This is a genomic window from Cytobacillus oceanisediminis, from assembly GCF_004366035.1.
Classification (GTDB): domain Bacteria; phylum Bacillota; class Bacilli; order Bacillales; family Cytobacillaceae; genus Cytobacillus; species Cytobacillus oceanisediminis_C.
This window is the reverse complement of record NZ_SOEE01000002.1, coordinates 472,828-489,680: the sequence shown is the minus strand read 5'-3', so window position 1 is coordinate 489,680 and position 16,853 is coordinate 472,828. Positions and strand designations below refer to the sequence as shown.

The window sequence follows — 16,853 nt, the reverse complement described above, 5'->3', positions numbered from 1 at the left end:
GATACGATGGATGTAAGGGAGGAAAAGGAATGTATAAAATTGAAACAAGTCCACAAAAGCCTTTCGCTAAAAAACTTATTTTTGCGGGGCTTTTGTTTGCTTTTACACTGATAACTTCAACCGTACTCATGATTTTATATCCTTTTGCTTCAAAGGAAAAGGTATCTTACTTTAAAGGAAATCATCCGATATTGTTTATGGGCAAACAAGCCGGTAATGCTTATATAGAAGGTGAATCGATCTACCTGCCATTATCGTTTTTGCAGGAATTTGTCGATGAAGGCATAATTTTTGATGAAGACTCACAATCCATCATAATCGCCACAAAAAATAAAGTAGTGCAGATGCCGTCTGAATCTTTGAGCTATTATGTGAATGATAAGCCTAGGAAACTGGATTTTACAGCTGCTAAACAGATAGGAAATGACAAATATTTGGCAATCGAGCCCCTTTTGTCTTTCTATCCAATTACTTATTCAATTCTCTCTGATACAGGGGCAATATGGGTTCACAAAAATGGGGAGTCAATGGTTTCCGGCAAGGTGAAGGAAAATGATATTCATGAAGAATTGCTTCGGCTGCGGACGGAAGACAGTCTGGAATCTCCGTACACGGCTTCAGTATCTCCAAAGGAAAATGTTTTAATAGAACAAGAAAAAGGAGACTACTATTTTATTAGAAAAGAAGACGGTACAGCTGGTTATTTGAAGAAAAAATACATAAAAAAGGGTGAGAGCAAACAGATGGCTATTTCCCTTGAAGAATCTGTGTATACAGTGCCAGAACTTGAAGGCCCTATACAGCTGACCTGGGAAGCTGTATATACAAAAAACCCTAATACTGCAAAAATCCCGAAGATGCCGGGCATCAATGTCATTTCCCCAACATGGTTTGAGCTTGCGGACGGAAAAGGTTCCATCAAAAACCTGGGTTCGAAAGATTATTCAATGTGGGCACGAAAACAGGGATACCAAATATGGGGCTTGTTTTCAAATGCATTTGACCCTGATTTAACACATGAAGCATTTGGTTCTTTTGAAACAAGGCAGAATATGATTCGGCAGCTTCTGCATTTCAGTCAAATGTATGAATTGAATGGGGTGAATCTAGACATTGAAAATGTTAACCCGGAGGATGGGCCATTAATTACACAGTTTGTGAGGGAAGCAACTCCGTACTTTCATGAAGCAGGTTTAGTCGTGTCTCTGGATATCACATTCATTTCATCGAGCGGTAATTGGTCGGCTTTTTATGAAAGGGATAAACTTGCCGGAATAGCAGATTATTTAGTTGTCATGGCTTATGATGAGCATTGGGGAAGCTCACAGGTTGCAGGAAGCGTAGCGAGCCTGCCGTGGGTTGAAGAAAACCTGAAACATCTGCTGGAGATTGTCCCTAATGAAAAATTAATATTGGGAGTGCCGCTATATACGAGACTATGGGAACAAAAATCAAACGGGGATGTTTCTTCTAAAGCACTTTCTATGAGTAAAGTAAAAGAGTGGCTCAGTCAAAACAACGTTACCCCAGTATATGATTCGGAAAGCGGGCAAAATTATGCTGAGCATTTTTCAGAAAAAGATAAAATCACATATAAAGTGTGGCTTGAAGATGAAATATCATTAACCAAACGGGCTGAATTGGCAAAGAAATATAATTTGGCCGGTGTGGCAAGCTGGAGCAGGTACTTTGCAGATGAAACAGCTTGGGCAGCATTAACATTAAATAATAAGGAAGTCACTAAGAAATGAAATAAGGCCGGAGAAACCCCGGCCCTTCCACTTTTCTATACTTCTGCTTTAATGTGGCTAAAGGAGCTGACGGAAAATAATCCTTTATCAGTTAACTTGAGCTCAGGTATTACTGGCAGCGCTAAAAATGAAAGCGTCAAAAACGGGTTGAATTCCATGCTGCATCCGACTGTTCTAAGAGCATGATTCAACTCAGACAAACGTCCGAAAATAAATGAAGAATCCCGGCCACTCATGAGCCCGGCAATAGGCAGGGGCAGTTCAGCAAGGATTTTTCCATCCTGGACAACAGCCAGGCCGCCTTTCATTGCTGCCGTATGCTTAATGGCCGCCAGTAAATCTTCATCAGAGGTGCCAGCTGCCACAATATTATGGGAATCATGGGCGACCGTTGAGGCAATCCCTCCTCTTGTAATTCCTAGTCCCTTAATTATGCCAAGCCCGATGCTTCCGGTAAGATGATGCCGCTCCACCACAGCCAATTTTAAATAATCTTTATCAGTATTAGACTGGAAATAGCCATTAAGCGAATCGGCCTTTTCCACCAGATGTCTGGTCACAATGCTGTTCGGTATAATGCCAATAATATTGGCATTCCCAGTTCCAATATTTATGCTTAAATCCTCACCGTTTAGGCTGCCGATTTTGACACTGTCCAAAATGGCAGGTGGAGGTTCGGCGCTGTCCGTAACTGGATCATTAATGACCCCATTTTCTGCAGCAAGTATTCCGCTCTTCATTACTTTCTCAATCTTTACATCCCTAAGATCACTAAGAAAAATCAGGTCGGCTTCATAACCTGGGGCAATAGCCCCTTTATTTTTCAGGCCGAAGCATTCTGATGCATTCAGCGTGGCGATTTGAACGGCAAGGATAGGATCCATCCCTTCCTTAATGGCCATTCTGACATTATGGTCAATGCTGCCTTCATTGATCAGGTCATCCAGATGCTTATCATCCGTCACGAATAAACAGCGCCGTGCGTTTTTTTCGCTGACAGATTTGAGAAGTGCTAATAAGTCCCTGGCCGCCGATCCTTCCCTCAGCATAACATACATCCCTTTGCGCATTCGGTCCAGCGCTTCTTCAGGGTTAATGCATTCATGGTCTGTTCTAATGCCGGCAGACATGTATATATTAATTTCATCTGCATTAAGCCCTGCTGCATGCCCATCGATGCATTTTCCTTTGCTATGAGCGTCTTCCAGTTTTTTTAGCATTTCTGGTTCATTGTTCATAACAGCAGGGTAATCCATTACTTCACCAAGACCGAGCACTCTCGGGTGACCGTAATATTTTTCAAGATCCTTGTAACTGAGGGAAGCGCCGGCATTTTCAAATGGAGTTGCAGGCACACAGGATGGAAGCATGAAAAATACATCGAGCGGGATCTTTTCTGAAGATTCCAGCATGAAATCAATGCCTTTTGTTCCGCTGACATTGGCTATTTCGTGAGGGTCTGCAATAACAGTCGTTACTCCATGAGGGAGGACAACATTGCTGAATTCAGGGGGGGTAACCATCGCTGACTCAATATGGACATGCCCATCAATGAACCCGGGGGCTATATAGCTGCCCCCAGCATCAATAATTTCCTTCCCTTCATAGCTTCCTAAGCCAGCTATGAATCCATCGGCAATTGCTATGTCTTCCTCGATGATTTCACTTGTAAATACATTTATTACCTTCCCGTTTTTTATAACCAGATCGGCAGGAGTCCTTTTGGCTGCCACGTCAATTCTTTTTCGTAAATTTTCTATGGTTAGCTTCATGTAAACTCCTCGCTTTTTTTGAAAATGACAAACATCCGATTAGTGTCCGCCCATAATGAAATTAATGATAAAGGCTGCACTGACAAAATACATGATCCAGTGAATCTGATGATGCTTGCCTGTAAGAAGCTTAAGCAGTGTGTAAGAGATAAAGCCGAATGCCAGCCCCTGGGCGATGCTGAAAGTTAAAGGCATCAGAACAATTGTTAAAAAAACAGGTATGACATCAGTGAAGTCATCGAAGCTTATATGTTTTATTTCACTAAGCATTAAGGCACCAACAAGGATAAGAATAGGTGCTGTGGCTACAGACGGTATGAAATAAATGAGCGGAGCAAAAATGAGTGACAGAAAAAATAGAACAGCTACAGTTAAAGCAGTTAAGCCAGTGCGTCCGCCTTCCGAGATCCCGGTTGCGTTTTCCACATAAGCGTTTAAGGCGGTGCTTCCAAATGCTGCACTTGCCATCGTGCCAACTGCATCTGCCTGAAGTGCACGATCCAGATTTTCAATTTTTCCATTATCATCAGTGAGGCCAGCTTTTTTTGATAATCCGATGAGGGTAGCTAAGTTGTCAAATAATTCTACAATAGTAAAGGAGAAAATGACTGAGATGATGCCATATTTTACTGCGCCCATAATATCCATAGCTAAAAACGTATCAGACATGCTTGGAAGACTGAGGGATACAATATCAGTTACAGCCTTTGGATAGGCAATAAAGCCAACAATCATGGCCAGCGCACTTGTACCCAAAATACTAATCAGCAAGGCGCCTTTTATTTTTTTCGCCATGAGGAGGGCGGCAATAATTAATCCAAAAAGTGCAAGAAGCGGACCTTGGCTTGTTATGCTTCCTAAGCCGACAAATGTGGATTCATTTGCAACCACAAGTTCTGCATTTTTTAAGCCAATAAAAGCAATAAATAAACCAATCCCAACACCTATGGCTGACTTTAAAACATCCGGAACACCATCAACGATCTTTTGGCGGACTCCTGTAACTGTCAAAATTAAAAATACAATTCCCGATATAAATACAGCTCCAAGGGCTGTTTGCCAGGAAAGACCCTGACCAAGGACCACTGTATAGGCAAAAAAGGCATTCAGCCCCATGCCAGGGGCAACCGCTACAGGGAAATTTGCCCACAGGGCCATTAGAAGAGTACAGAAGACACTTGCGTAAATGGTTGCAGCCAGTGCGGCTTCTTTTGGTATTCCTGCGTCAGCTAAGATAATCGGGTTGACAAAGATTATATAACTCATTGTCATAAACGAAGTAACGCCCGCAAGAAGTTCTGTTTTTACGTTGGTGTTTCGTGCGGATAGCTTAAAGAGCCGTTCTAAGAGGTCCGCATCAGAGGCAGGCGGGAGGCCCGACCCAAGATCCTTTTCGATTATCGACATGAAAAGTCACTCCTTCTTCATGGTAAATGTCCATTCTGCAATACAAACTGACTTGACCATGGAATAGGCGGGAGTTATACATATTTTTGCTAAATAGGTTCAATAAAGACATCCATAATTCCGCCGCAGATTCCTCCATCTTCAAAAAATAGCCCTTTCGTTAAATCAACACGCTTTTGACTTGGAGTATTGGATTGGATGACTTCTAAGGCCTTCTCAATCACTTCTGCTTCACCGCAGCCCCCGCCGATAGTACCTTCAATTCTTCCGCAGGGAAACACAATCATCCGGCTTCCAGTTTTTCTCGGAGTGGACCCTTTAGTGCGAATAATTGTGGCGATCGCTGCTTTCTCACCTCCTTTCCTGACTTCCATGGCTCGCTTTATGAGCTGCATTTGGTCCATTTGCCGGCCCCCTCATGGAAACCCATCTTTGCATACTTTTTAATCTGTGTATTTAAAGAGTTTCCAGATTTTTGATTTTTTACTTTCAGAATTTCTGCCATGATACTGACTGCTATCTCTGCAGGTGTTTCTGCTCCGATATCGAGTCCCACAGGGGTATATAGATTGTCAAAGCTTTCATCCGGAAAATCCTGCTGAAGTTCTTTAAAAACACCTGAAATGCGCCTTCTGCTGCCTATCATGCCTATATATCCTGCCTGGCTGTTCCTTTTTAAAAGTTCATTCAAACTGAGTACGTCATATTTATGTCCTCTTGTAAGAAGGAGAATATAGGTTTTTTCCGAAATATCCACATTTCTGAAATAATGCAGGTAGGATTGGCAAACCACTTCACTGGCAAATGGAAAACGTTCCCTGTTTGCGAACTCTTCCCGATCGTCTATTACTGTGACGAAAAATCCCAGCATACGCCCCATTTCTGCCACGGGTTCACACACATGGCCCGCCCCGGCCACTATCAAATGGAGCGGAGCAGGGAAGTATTCTGCAAAACATTCAATTTTGCTGTCCTTCCACACAAATTTCACTGCGCCGGACCGTCTTTTGGCGACTAGTTTACTGCATTGTGCTATTAATAGATCCTTCACATCCTGTGGCAGCAGTGAGTCATCAGTACAGAAGCCTCCATCTGGCCATAATAACGCTTTGGCTCCGAGGGTCTTGTTATCAGGATAGTCTGTAATGGTAATAAGAAAAGTGTCTTTTCTGTTGTTGATGGACTTTTCTAATTGGGCAAATAAATTGCGGCTCATCAATTGCATCACCTTGCAGATTGGACTTTTTGTTTTTTGAGATCTTTTAATGCATTAAAAACTCTTTCAGGAGTAGCAGGCAGGTGGAAGATTCTAGCCCCTGTTGCATCACATATGGCTGACATGATAGCAGCAATAATCGGAATCATTACAACCTCTCCAATTCCCTTTGCCCCAAAAGGCCCTGATTGTTCGGGCTTTTCAACAGGGAAGGTCTCAATCAATGGTGTCTCGCGAATAGTAGGGATGATATAATCAGTGAAATTCCGTGTCTTATGATAACCATTTTCTATCAGTACATCTTCAAAAAGAGTATAGCCGATCCCCATTACTGCTCCGCCTTCAGCCTGGCCCTCCAGCCCCTGGGGATTCATGACTTTTCCTGCATCAGGGATGGAAACAACCCGCAAAACATCCGTTTCACCAGTTAAAGTATCTACTTCAACCATCACTACATGGGTTAAATATCCGTATAAATGATGGGGAGCACCGCCTGAGCCTTTGATTTCTTCCTTTTCTTTTGGAAGGTAGAAGTGTCCTTCTACTCTTGCAGACTGATGATGATCATAAAGGTACTTATGGATAGACTTATAGGGTATGATTTGTCCATCGGCTGCAATATGGTTTGGTCTTATGTCAATCCTTGATGCTTGTAAATTCAGCATTTCTGCAGCTGTTTGAATAAGAAGCTCAGTCATCTTGGGTGCTGCGGCGGCAACAGCTCTTCCGCCGGTATAGGTGGACCGGGAGGCAGTTACAGTACCGCCATCAAGTGTCCTCTGTGTATCTCCTTGAACGATCATGATATTGCTGATATCACAGTTCAGCATCTCAGCCGCTATCTGGGCATACACAGTGCTATTGCCTCCGCCGATTTCCTCACATCCGACTCCTACTAGGAATTTTCCGTCGGGCAGAAGTTCGATAGTGGCGGCTCCATAATCAGGCAGGCCAATGCCCATTCCAATGCCATGAAAGGAAGTTGCGAGGGACACTCCCCGTTTTTTCCATGGCTCACTCACTTCGGATTTATACTTTTCACGGTTCTTCCAGAGATCGCAATTTTCTGCGGTTTCAAGCGTTTTATAGGTGCCCACACTGGATTTGACAATGTGGCCGACACTTGAAACTTCGCCCTGATGATAGACATTTTTTTTGCGCAGTTCAATTGGATTCATTCCCAGTTTTTCTGCAATCATATCCATATGGGTTTCAATTCCCATACATACCTGGTTAACGCCAAAGCCTCTGAAGGCACCGGCAATGCCATTATTGGTATAAACACAGAAGCCTTCGAGATCCACATTTGGAATTTTATAAGGGCCGCATGAATGTTCGATAGCCAGAGCGATGACTGCCCCTCCGAGTGAAGCATAGGCACCGGTATCTCCAATAGCAGTTACCTGGTTAGCGACCAATGTGCCGTCTTTTTTGGCAGCTGTTTTCATTTTCACTTTAAAAGGATGCCTTTTTATGCCGGCAATGACAGACTCTTCACGACTTAAATGAATTTTTACAGGCCGCCCGTTTGTATGCATGGCAAGGAGGGCCAGATAAATTTGAACCGTTATCTCATCCTTCCCGCCGAATGCTCCGCCAATAGGACTTGAAATGACTCTGATTCTTTCAGGGTTATAAGCCAGGGACCTTGCAATCTGCATTCGATCGCGGTAGGCGTATTGGCCAGGGCAGCGAATTGTGAGGAATCCTTCTTCATCCATAACTCCCCAGCCGCCTTCTGTTTCGATAAATGCATGCATTTGGCGGGGGGAGAAGAAGGTATTCTCAACAATGATGTCAGCTTCTTCGAAGGCTTCTTCAATATTTCCGTTTTTTATTTTTACATGGCTATGCAAATTGCCATCAGGATGGAGCTTTGGAGCAGAATCGGTTAAGGCATATTCAGCATCTGCAACAACTTCCAAAGGCTCATAATCCACTTTGATTAAGGTCAGTGCCTGTTCGGCAATTTCCAGTGTTTCTGCTGCAGCCAATGCTACGGCATCCCCCGTGCACCGAACGATATCTGAGCACAGAACAGGCTGATCGGGAACAACAATCCCGAATCCATTAAAGCCGGGAATATCTTTATGGGTAAGTACACAAATAACACCTGGGAGGTTTTTAGCTGCTTCAATGTCAATGGATTTTATTTTGGCATGCGGATATTCAGATCGCAGGACCTTGCCCCAAACCATATTATCAAAATGGTAATCTGTCATATATTTTAATTCCCCGGTTACCTTTTCCGGGCCATCAATTCTTTGTACTCTTTTTCCAACCCATTTGGTGTTCACTGATTTTCCCACCTCCTGATTAGACGATATAATCCTCTTTCCAGTAAAGCGCTTGCCATATCTCTTCTATATGTAGCAGTTGCTCTTCCATCTGAAATGGGCATGACCTCTTTCCAGGCAATTTTGGCGATATTCTGGATTAATTCCTCGTTAAGCTGCCCCAGGGTAAGCATTGATTCGCACTTGCGTGCACGGATAATAGTCGGCGCCACAGAACCGAAGGCGATTTTTCCTTCCGCGCATTTGCGGTCATTGTCCATTGTGAGTGAAATGGCTACATTTACAATGGAAATGGATTGTGCTTTTCGGGGGCCGAGCTTTTGGAAAATCCCTAAACCATTGGGTTTTTGCGGTTTTATTAAGATTTTTGTAATCATTTCATTTTCTTTTAAAACGGTCCTGCCGGGACCAGTGAAAAACTCTTCGATTGGAAGGGTTCGTTTATTCGTCAGGGAGGTGAGTTCGAGCATTGCACCGAGAACATACAAAGCCGGAAGCGTATCGCCCGCAGGGGAAGCAGTACCAATATTACCCCCGATTGTTCCCATATTCTGCATTTGGGTGGCCCCGACTTCACGGGCTGCTTCCACGAGAACATCCGCTTTTCTCTGCAGTAGCTGTGATTGAATCATATCGGTATGTGTGGTCAAGGGGCCAATATGGATAAAATCTTCCCTTTCTTCGATATACCGCAGCTCTTTTAAGTTTTTAATATTAATCCATATCTCTGGCCGCCATTTGCCCTCCTTCATCCGGACTGCTGCATCTGTACCGCCAGCTATTAATTTATGTTTCCTGCCTGCCTTTGATAGCTGGTTCAGACATTCGGATAGAGAGGAAGGGGTAATCATGTCAATTTGTGATACGAGCATTGATTTACCTCCCAGGTCATTTTTTTAGCGCATTTGTATAATCTGCCTGATTATTCAGGTTGAGATGAATCTGATCATTTTCCACGGGCACCTCAAGAAGAAATTTTTCATGCTCTTGAATTACATATCTCAAGCCCATTCTTTCTTCCTTGATAGATAAAAGATCATTCCTCAATTGGGCGGAAAAGAGGATAGGGTGACCTCTTTTGCCTTGATGGCTAGGAACTGCAATCAGGCAGCCGCTTTTCACAAGAGTTTCTGCAAGCCTGTTAATGGTGAGAGATTGAAGCGGCTGGTCAACAGTTGTAATAAGAATCGTTTCTGCTGACTTGCCTGCGGTTTTAACTCCGGAAATGATTGACGAGCATTTTCCTTCATGGAATTGTTCATTCATTATGATTTTGATCGGGTATTTATTTGCGATTGGAATAAATTCTTCGGCTTTGTAACCCAAAACGACAACAATGTCAGAAAATACAGATTCCCTGAGGTTTTGCAGCTGATGCTCGAATAATGTCGTTCCTTGCCACGGCAGCAGTCCTTTTAAAGTGCCCATTCTGCTGGATCGGCCTGCAGCAAGAACAATAGCTGTATGTGTCATGGACTATCTGGCTGTTTCCGGTTCGGATATTTTTTTTGAAGCTGCGGTCTGAACTGCCTTGATAATTTTTGTATAGCCTGTACAGCGGCATAGATTGCCGCCTAAAGCTGTTTTAATTTCCTCTGCAGATGGGATCGTGTCAACTTCATCTAAAAATGCTTTAGCTGATACGATGATTCCTGGGGTACAGTAACCGCACTGTGTTGCCCCTTCAGCAATAAATGATTCCTGAATTACATCCAGATTTGGCGATAGGCCGACTCCTTCACAAGTTGTGATCACCTGGTTTTGCGCCTGACCAGCGAGGACTAGACAGGAGCATACAACCTCTTTATTGATTAGTACAGAGCATGATCCGCACTCTCCCTTTCCGCAGCATTCCTTGCTGGCAGTCAATCCTAAATCTTCCCTCAAGACATCCAGGAGCGTTTTAGCAGGCGGGCAAACGACCGTACGTTCCTTTCCGTTAACAATAAACTGAATACTTTTCAAATCTTCGCCTCCTCATAGAACTTTGAAACTTAAAAATGACAATGAGAAATAGTGTGAGTATTAAGGGATTATAGCCTGGCGAGCAAGCAGAGGTATTTAAATTATGATATTATGCATATTCTTCTAAATAGACTAATAAGCACAAAAAAATTCCTGCACAAAAGGTTCCTTGCTGCTGTCCACAGGAAAATGCCTTTCGTAGATAGGAATTCCGGTTCCTAGTAGAAACCCTCAAACCGATTATTGAGGTTATACGAAAAATTCTATTTGATTTTTCAGTGTGCTGGAGGAAGGTATTAACAAGACAATTATAGAAATAGAGGGGGAGTTGATTTGTAGTGTAATAGTTAAGTTAATATTTTGTCAAGTAAGAATTTTCTGATAAATTGTATTGACTTATAAAACTGCCTTGTTTAATATAGTGAATAACAGGAGGACTACATGACTGTAATAACCTCAAAATTTCATCAATCATTAAAAAAAGATCTCGCTTTTCTTTATAATCGTGTCAATCAGGAGATCTACGGTACAGGCGTCAAAAAACAGCGTCTTGAAACTTTTGATGATAGAGTCATCATATTTGCTCAGCATAAGCGTGTACAGGCACTGCATATGCTAAGCCAGAACTTTCATCACCTGACAATATCGGTTGATTCAGCATTGATTGTTGAATTTAAATCGCTTTTAAAGGGTCTGATTGAAGATTCTCTCCATTTGAAAGTCAAAACGATTTTAAAAGATTACGATCCTGATACCGAAGAAGCATGCACAGTTATTTATTTTGAAAAATAGCAGTTTTATAATATGTTTGGGGAAGCTGTGCATGCCGCAGTTTTTCTTAAACCTGAATATCGGAGCGGTTCCTTTGCCTTTTGTTTAACGGAAGCTGAATGAAACCGCAGTAATAGAACATCTATGTGTACTTTGATGTTATCTATTGCTGCGGTTTTTTTTATACTCTTTTTTCTTTTGGGAGGTGATGCCTGTTTTTATCCGCTGGAGTCAGGCTGAGGCATAACAAAGAATTATACCTGGAGGGGAAGTCTTTGGAAAAGCTAAATCCTTGGAAAGTAGGGACTTTGGGATTTCAGCATGTGCTGGCCATGTATGCAGGTGCTGTTATTGTTCCACTGATTGTTGGACCGGCAATAGGGCTCACGGCCCAGCAGCTTGCTTATTTAATTTCAATTGATTTATTTACTTGCGGGATTGCTACATTGCTTCAAGTAATAGGGGGGAGGCATTTTGGCATAAGGCTCCCGGTGATTCTTGGATGTACTTTTACAGCAGTCGGACCCATGATTGCCATCGGGAATTTGCAGGGCATTACAGCCATCTACGGGGCCATTATAGCTTCGGGAATCATCGTCATGATCTTATCTCAATTTATGAGTAAAATAATGAGATTTTTCCCGCCGGTCGTAACCGGTTCAGTGGTAGCTATTATTGGGGTTTCCTTGATCCCTGTTGCAATGAATAATGCTGCAGGAGGGCTTGGTTCCCCAGAATATGGGAGTGCCCAGAATTTATTCCTGGCTGCCTTTACACTGGTTCTGATTATTTTAATGAACAGGTTCTTTAAAGGCTATATGAGAGCTATATCTGTGCTGCTTTCATTGGCGGCCGGAACGATCACTGCTTACTTTATGGGGCTCGTCAGCTTTGCTGAAGTCAGCCAGGCTTCCTGGTTTCATGTCGTTCAGCCATTCTATTTCGGATTTCCGACATTCAATGCCTCGGCCATACTTACAATGACTTTAGTAGCCATTGTGAGCATGATTGAATCTACTGGGGTATTTCTGGCTCTCGGAGATGTCTGCGAGAGAAAGCTGGACTCCAAAGACATAAAAAAAGGGCTGCGTGCAGAGGGGCTGGCTGTTGTAATAGGAGGAATCTTTAATGCATTTCCTTATACATCCTTTTCACAGAATGTGGGACTTGTAGCGCTAACTAAAGTAAAAACGAGAAATGTAGTTATCGCAGCTGGCGTTATATTAATGGTTTTGGGGCTTTTGCCTAAAGTGGCAGCTCTGACCACGATTATCCCTATGGCTGTTCTTGGCGGAGCAATGATTCCAATGTTTGGAATGGTTATTTCATCCGGAATCAGAATGCTTTCTGTTGTTGATTTCAGCAAAAATGAAAACTTGCTTATCGTTGCCTGTTCCATAGGAATCGGACTTGGTTCGGCAGTTGTCCCGCAAATTTTTGAAAGTCTTCCAACTAGCGCACGCTTGCTGGTTGAAAATGGAATCGTGCTGGGAAGCATCACAGCAATTTTATTAAATTTGGTATTTAATTATAAAGATTTAAATATAAGTGAAAGTGAAAGAATCGAACAGCTGAAAGGAGATCATTCAGCTGAAGCGATTTAAATGCAATTGCTGAAATCATCTGCCTCTTCTTCGGTAGGCAGAAATCCAAATAATAGATAGGAGCAGGAGAAATGGATTTAATTTTGAAAAATGCAAACATTCCCCAGGGAGATCGTCAGGTTTTAACAAATATTCTAGTAAACAAGGGAAAAATTGTTGGCTACACGAATGACATTTCTTTTCTAAATGCAGCCAGGGTGATTGATATTAAAGGAAAATTAGTCGTTCCAGGCTGTATTGATCCGCATACTCATTTTATGGATCCAGGCTTCACTCATAGAGAAACTTTTGCAACTGGCAGCCGTTCTGCAGCAGCCGGAGGCTTAACCACCATTATAGATATGCCATGCTGCAGCAAGCCATCCGTTCGGGATGGGGAGAGTTTCAATAAAAAAATCGGACCAATCAGGGATCAGGCTTATATTGATTACTGTTTCTGGGGCGGCATGACTGGAGAGGATGCACGTGAAGGCTGGATTGATAATATTTATCCGCAGATTGACCAGGGGGTTGTTGCCTTTAAAGTTTACATGACTCCTTCTGTACCTACCTTCCCTAAAGTATCGGACGCAGAGATGCTGGAAATCTTCAGTAATGTTGCAAAAACCGGACTCCCAATTGGTGTTCATGCTGAAAACTATGATATCTGCACATTTTATTCCAAGAAACTTGAAAAAGAAGGGCGCCTTGACGGACCAGCATGGGCTGAAGCGCGTTCAAGCCTCGCTGAGAAGGTGGCCATTGAACTGATTCTCAGCTTTGCAGAAGCTACAGACGCACGTGTACATGTGGTACATATGAGCACAAAAGAAGGCGTCGAGCTGGTTAAAGCAGCAAAGAAGCGTGGTGTTAAGGTTACAGCAGAAACCTGTCCTCACTATCTTGTTCTCAATGCAAAGGACTCCATGTCAGAGCGCGGTTCCTATGCAAAGATTGCTCCTCCTTTACGAGGAAAAGAGGACAACGAATCACACTGGCAGGCTCTGGCTGACGGAACAATCGATTTTGTCGGTACGGACCATGCTCCATATGAAATTGCAACAGAAAAGGATTATCCAGGGGCAACGATCTGGAACACCTTCCCTGGCATACCTGGTGTAGAAACAATGGTGCCGATCCTTGTCAGTGAAGGTTTAAATAAAGGCCGTTTATCCTTATCAAGATTTGTCGAGGTAACGAGCCGCAATGCCGCCATTCATTATGGCATTTATCCTAAAAAGGGATCAATGGAAATTGGCAGTGATGCTGATTTCACTGTTATCGATCTTGAGAAAGAATACGTAATAGACGAGCAGAAAACAGAATCAATGGCTAAATATAACCCTCTGCATGGCATGAAGCTTAAAGGAAAGCCAGTCCAAACGATCATTCGCGGAAACGTGATTTACGATGAAGACAAAGGCATCGTAGGAGAAGCAGGCTATGGTGAGTATGTTCCGCGCCAAAGCATCCAGAGGCTTGAGAGAACATTGAAGTATGAAAAATACGAAGCGGTAAAAGCAAAAACAAAAGACCCAGTAGCACAGCAATAAATACTTAATAGAGGGAGGCTGACCGGATTGGAACTTAGGGGAAAAAAGCACTGTGTGGTCATTATTGATATGTTAAACGACTTTATCGGCGAAAAAGCAGCATTAAGGTGTGAAAATGGCGAAAAAATAGTTCCTAAAATTCAAGAGCTTATTCAATTCGCTCATGAGCACAATATCCAGGTTGTACATGTTCAGGAAGCTCACAGAAAAAATGACCGGGATTTTCGCGTGAGGCCTGTCCATGCAGTTAAGGGAACCTGGGGTTCGGAATTCATTCCAGAGCTTCAGCCTGATGAGACCAAAGGGGATTATGTGGTCCAGAAGAGGCGGCATAGTGCATTCAGCTACACCGATTTTGATCTCTTCTTGAGAGAAGAAGAAATTGATACCGTCGTACTGACTGGAGTCTGGACCAATGTATGTGTTCGCAGCACTGCTTCTGATGCTTTGTATCATGGCTACAATGTCATTTGCATTTCAGATGCCACCGCTTCTCAGGATGACGATATGCATGTATCAGGTTTAAGAGACATGGATATCTTCGGAGATATATTATCAACAGAAAGTTACAAAAAGCTGGCTAAAAAGAAATTCTCCCAAGACGAATCGGTTGTCTAACTCCTCTGCGGAAAGGAAAAAGCGTATTTTAGTGGGCATTACCGGAGCAAGCGGATCATTGTATGCTTATACATTGATCCGCGCTCTTCATCAATTAGAGATCGAAACGCATTTAATTGCTACGGAAATGGGAGAAAAAGTAATGCAATTTGAATGCGGGGTCAAGATGGACGAGCTGAAGGGGTATGCCACTATCCACAGCAACCGGAATCTTTTCGCTGCGGTTGCCAGCGGATCCTTTAAGACAGACGGAATGGTTATCGTGCCATGTTCAATGAATACATTGGGAGCTATTGCAAATGGGGTCGGCGATACGCTATTAAGCAGGGCTGCCAGTGTTGTCTTGAAGGAGAATCGAAAGTTCATTATTGTTCCTCGGGAAGCACCTTTTAATTTGATTCATCTGCGCAATATGACTCTTCTTGCTGAGAGTGGAGCATGTATAATGCCTGCATCACCAGGCTTTTATCATAAGCCTACGGAAATATGGGAGCTGGCCAACTTTATGGTGGCAAGGATCTTGGACATGATGGATATTGACCATGAGCTGCTGGAGAGATGGGGGGAAAAGGCATGAACCCTGTAACAATGAGGGCATTGCTGGATAGATGGGAGAGCAGGGGACTTCTTCATCGGGTGAAAAAAGAGGTGGATCCTATGCACGAGCTGGGGGCAGTGATAAATGCCAAACATGGAAGAGAGCCTTTTTTATTTGAAAAAATTAAAGGCTATCAATCTTCCATGGCAGCCGGTTTGGGAGGTGACAGAGAGCTGATGGCTGACAGCATGGGAATCCAATCTGCCGAACTTATTCCTAGAATCATCAACTCAATTGTTAACCCCATTCCAACCACGTTAAGGCAAACTGGCCCTGTTCAGGAGAATCTGGTGACCGGGGAATTCGATCTTGCAGACTTGTTTCCTATTCCAACCTATCATGCGGAAGACTCAGGTGCTTATTATGTTTCAGGAATATTGGTAGTTAAAGATTTATCTGGGAGGAAAAGATATACCTCCATACGCAGAATGCAATATCTTGGCGGGAATCGAACGAATATTCTCATAACCTCCCCTGAGCTGATGGAGCAATATGCCCATTATGAAAGCATGGGCGAACCGATGGAAGTGGCTGTTATGTTTGGCGTGGTACCGGCTGTTGTATTAAGTTCTCAGATTAGTACACATTTGTATCATACCGACAAATTGGATGTAGCAGGTGCACTGCTCGGCCAGTCCCTTGATGTTGTTCAATGCAAAACGGTCGATCTGGAAGTACTGGCTGAGGCGGAAATCGTTTTGGAAGGCAGAATGCTTCCATATGAAAGAGAACTGGAAGGGCCGTTTGGCGAACTGGCAGGTTATTATGGCACCAGGACGCCTCAGCCGGTTGTAGAGTTTTCAGCGGTTACATACCGTGATCATGCTATCTCACAGACTATTTTTCCATCAAGCTATGAAGAAAGGCTGCCAATGGCGCTTGTAAGGGAAGCCACACTTTTAAGCACCGTCCGGCAAGTGGTTCCAAATATAAAAGCTGTACATATCCCGATGGGCGGGGTGGCTCGTTATCATGCAGTCATTCAAATTGAGAAGAAGCATGATGGTGACGGCAAACAGGCAGCACTCGCAGCTTTTGCAAGCGATAAGGATTTAAAGCATGTGGTTGTTGTGAATGATGATGTCGATATTTTTGATTCGGACGATGTTGAATGGGCCATAGCTACAAGAGTGCAGGCAGGTGATGACATATTTATCGTACAAGGTGCAAAGGGATCGCCGCTTGAGTCTTCCCATCATTTAAAAGGAGTCAGTGATAAGATGGGCATCGATGCAACCTATCCGCTTGGAAAAGAAGAGTTATTTAAAAGGACTTCAATCCCCATTGAAGTGAATCTGGAAGACTATCTTTAAGCTTCTGCA

General features: G+C 43.2%; 15 protein-coding genes and 1 riboswitch. Of the genes, 7 read left to right on the top strand and 8 right to left on the bottom strand.

What is annotated here, in order from left to right; all coding sequences use genetic code 11:
* Positions 1 to 29 precede the first annotated feature (29 nt).
* Positions 30 to 1,751: a glycosyl hydrolase family 18 protein gene (locus DFO72_RS06745; RefSeq protein ID WP_113880809.1), complete on the top strand. Its 1,722-nt coding sequence runs from the start codon at positions 30 to 32 to the stop codon at positions 1,749 to 1,751.
* 35 nt (positions 1,752 to 1,786) lie between these two features.
* Here the strand turns inward: DFO72_RS06745 and ade are convergent, their stop codons facing one another.
* The 8 genes from ade to DFO72_RS06705 all read right to left on the bottom strand — a co-directional run bounded on the left by ade (position 1,787) and on the right by DFO72_RS06705 (position 10,408).
* The gene (gene ade, locus DFO72_RS06740) at positions 1,787 to 3,523 is read right to left on the bottom strand and encodes an adenine deaminase (RefSeq protein ID WP_113880810.1); all 1,737 of its coding nucleotides are present in this window, start codon (positions 3,521 to 3,523) and stop codon (positions 1,787 to 1,789) included.
* A gap of 39 nt (positions 3,524 to 3,562) precedes the next feature.
* Positions 3,563 to 4,930: an NCS2 family permease gene (locus DFO72_RS06735; protein ID WP_113880811.1), complete on the bottom strand. Its 1,368-nt coding sequence runs from the start codon at positions 4,928 to 4,930 to the stop codon at positions 3,563 to 3,565.
* 89 nt (positions 4,931 to 5,019) lie between these two features.
* Positions 5,020 to 5,334, bottom strand: a complete 315-nt coding sequence (locus tag DFO72_RS06730; protein WP_113880812.1) for an XdhC family protein — start codon at positions 5,332 to 5,334, stop codon at positions 5,020 to 5,022.
* On the bottom strand, positions 5,313 to 6,146 hold the full coding sequence (locus DFO72_RS06725; protein ID WP_113880813.1) for an XdhC family protein: 834 nt from the start codon (positions 6,144 to 6,146) through the stop codon (positions 5,313 to 5,315). Before DFO72_RS06725 ends, DFO72_RS06730 begins: the two co-directional genes overlap by 22 nt.
* Before the next feature lie 8 nt (positions 6,147 to 6,154).
* Positions 6,155 to 8,443 (bottom strand): xanthine dehydrogenase family protein molybdopterin-binding subunit, encoded by a 2,289-nt coding sequence (locus DFO72_RS06720; protein WP_113880814.1) that lies wholly within the window; start codon positions 8,441 to 8,443, stop codon positions 6,155 to 6,157.
* Positions 8,440 to 9,315, bottom strand: a complete 876-nt coding sequence (locus DFO72_RS06715; protein ID WP_113880815.1) for an FAD binding domain-containing protein — start codon at positions 9,313 to 9,315, stop codon at positions 8,440 to 8,442. The genes DFO72_RS06720 and DFO72_RS06715 overlap by 4 nt, the downstream gene beginning before the upstream one ends.
* 16 nt (positions 9,316 to 9,331) lie before the next feature.
* Positions 9,332 to 9,916 carry a nucleotidyltransferase family protein gene (locus DFO72_RS06710; RefSeq protein WP_113880816.1) on the bottom strand — a complete coding sequence of 195 codons (585 nt, stop codon included), beginning with the start codon at positions 9,914 to 9,916 and terminating at the stop codon, positions 9,332 to 9,334.
* A 3-nt stretch (positions 9,917 to 9,919) separates the two neighbouring features.
* A complete protein-coding gene (locus DFO72_RS06705; protein WP_113880817.1) occupies positions 9,920 to 10,408 on the bottom strand; it encodes a (2Fe-2S)-binding protein in 489 nt (162 codons plus the stop codon).
* A 179-nt stretch (positions 10,409 to 10,587) separates the two neighbouring features.
* A riboswitch (purine riboswitch) is annotated at positions 10,588 to 10,685 on the bottom strand.
* A 164-nt stretch (positions 10,686 to 10,849) separates the two neighbouring features.
* Between DFO72_RS06705 and DFO72_RS06700 the strand changes: the two genes are divergently transcribed.
* From DFO72_RS06700 to DFO72_RS06675, 6 genes are all read left to right on the top strand, one after another.
* Positions 10,850 to 11,200: a Na-translocating system protein MpsC family protein gene (locus DFO72_RS06700; RefSeq protein ID WP_113880818.1), complete on the top strand. Its 351-nt coding sequence runs from the start codon at positions 10,850 to 10,852 to the stop codon at positions 11,198 to 11,200.
* A 254-nt stretch (positions 11,201 to 11,454) separates the two neighbouring features.
* The gene (locus DFO72_RS06695; protein ID WP_113880819.1) at positions 11,455 to 12,783 is read left to right on the top strand and encodes a nucleobase:cation symporter-2 family protein; all 1,329 of its coding nucleotides are present in this window, start codon (positions 11,455 to 11,457) and stop codon (positions 12,781 to 12,783) included.
* A 71-nt stretch (positions 12,784 to 12,854) separates the two neighbouring features.
* A complete protein-coding gene (gene allB, locus DFO72_RS06690; protein WP_113880820.1) occupies positions 12,855 to 14,315 on the top strand; it encodes an allantoinase AllB in 1,461 nt (486 codons plus the stop codon).
* A 27-nt stretch (positions 14,316 to 14,342) separates the two neighbouring features.
* Complete coding sequence (locus DFO72_RS06685; RefSeq protein ID WP_113880821.1) at positions 14,343 to 14,933, top strand: cysteine hydrolase family protein; 591 nt, start codon at positions 14,343 to 14,345, stop codon at positions 14,931 to 14,933.
* A complete protein-coding gene (locus DFO72_RS06680) occupies positions 14,926 to 15,510 on the top strand; it encodes a UbiX family flavin prenyltransferase (RefSeq protein ID WP_243856079.1) in 585 nt (194 codons plus the stop codon). Before DFO72_RS06685 ends, DFO72_RS06680 begins: the two co-directional genes overlap by 8 nt.
* Positions 15,507 to 16,844 carry a UbiD family decarboxylase gene (locus tag DFO72_RS06675; protein ID WP_113880823.1) on the top strand — a complete coding sequence of 446 codons (1,338 nt, stop codon included), beginning with the start codon at positions 15,507 to 15,509 and terminating at the stop codon, positions 16,842 to 16,844. Before DFO72_RS06680 ends, DFO72_RS06675 begins: the two co-directional genes overlap by 4 nt.
* The last annotated feature ends 9 nt before the right edge of the window (positions 16,845 to 16,853 follow it).

Bases quoted from the DNA above. Each gene is read 5' to 3' on its own strand.
- DFO72_RS06675 (WP_113880823.1), top strand. From the start codon at position 15,507: ATGAACCCTGTAACAATGAGGGCATTGCTGGATAGATGGGAGAGCAGG.
- DFO72_RS06730 (WP_113880812.1), bottom strand. From the start codon at position 5,334: ATGGACCAAATGCAGCTCATAAAGCGAGCCATGGAAGTCAGGAAAGGA.
- DFO72_RS06725 (WP_113880813.1), bottom strand. From the start codon at position 6,146: ATGAGCCGCAATTTATTTGCCCAATTAGAAAAGTCCATCAACAACAGA.
- DFO72_RS06735 (WP_113880811.1), bottom strand. From the start codon at position 4,930: ATGTCGATAATCGAAAAGGATCTTGGGTCGGGCCTCCCGCCTGCCTCT.
- DFO72_RS06715 (WP_113880815.1), bottom strand. From the start codon at position 9,315: ATGCTCGTATCACAAATTGACATGATTACCCCTTCCTCTCTATCCGAA.
- allB (WP_113880820.1), top strand. From the start codon at position 12,855: ATGGATTTAATTTTGAAAAATGCAAACATTCCCCAGGGAGATCGTCAG.
- DFO72_RS06745 (WP_113880809.1), top strand. From the start codon at position 30: ATGTATAAAATTGAAACAAGTCCACAAAAGCCTTTCGCTAAAAAACTT.
- DFO72_RS06700 (WP_113880818.1), top strand. From the start codon at position 10,850: ATGACTGTAATAACCTCAAAATTTCATCAATCATTAAAAAAAGATCTC.
- DFO72_RS06710 (WP_113880816.1), bottom strand. From the start codon at position 9,916: ATGACACATACAGCTATTGTTCTTGCTGCAGGCCGATCCAGCAGAATG.
- ade (WP_113880810.1), bottom strand. From the start codon at position 3,523: ATGAAGCTAACCATAGAAAATTTACGAAAAAGAATTGACGTGGCAGCC.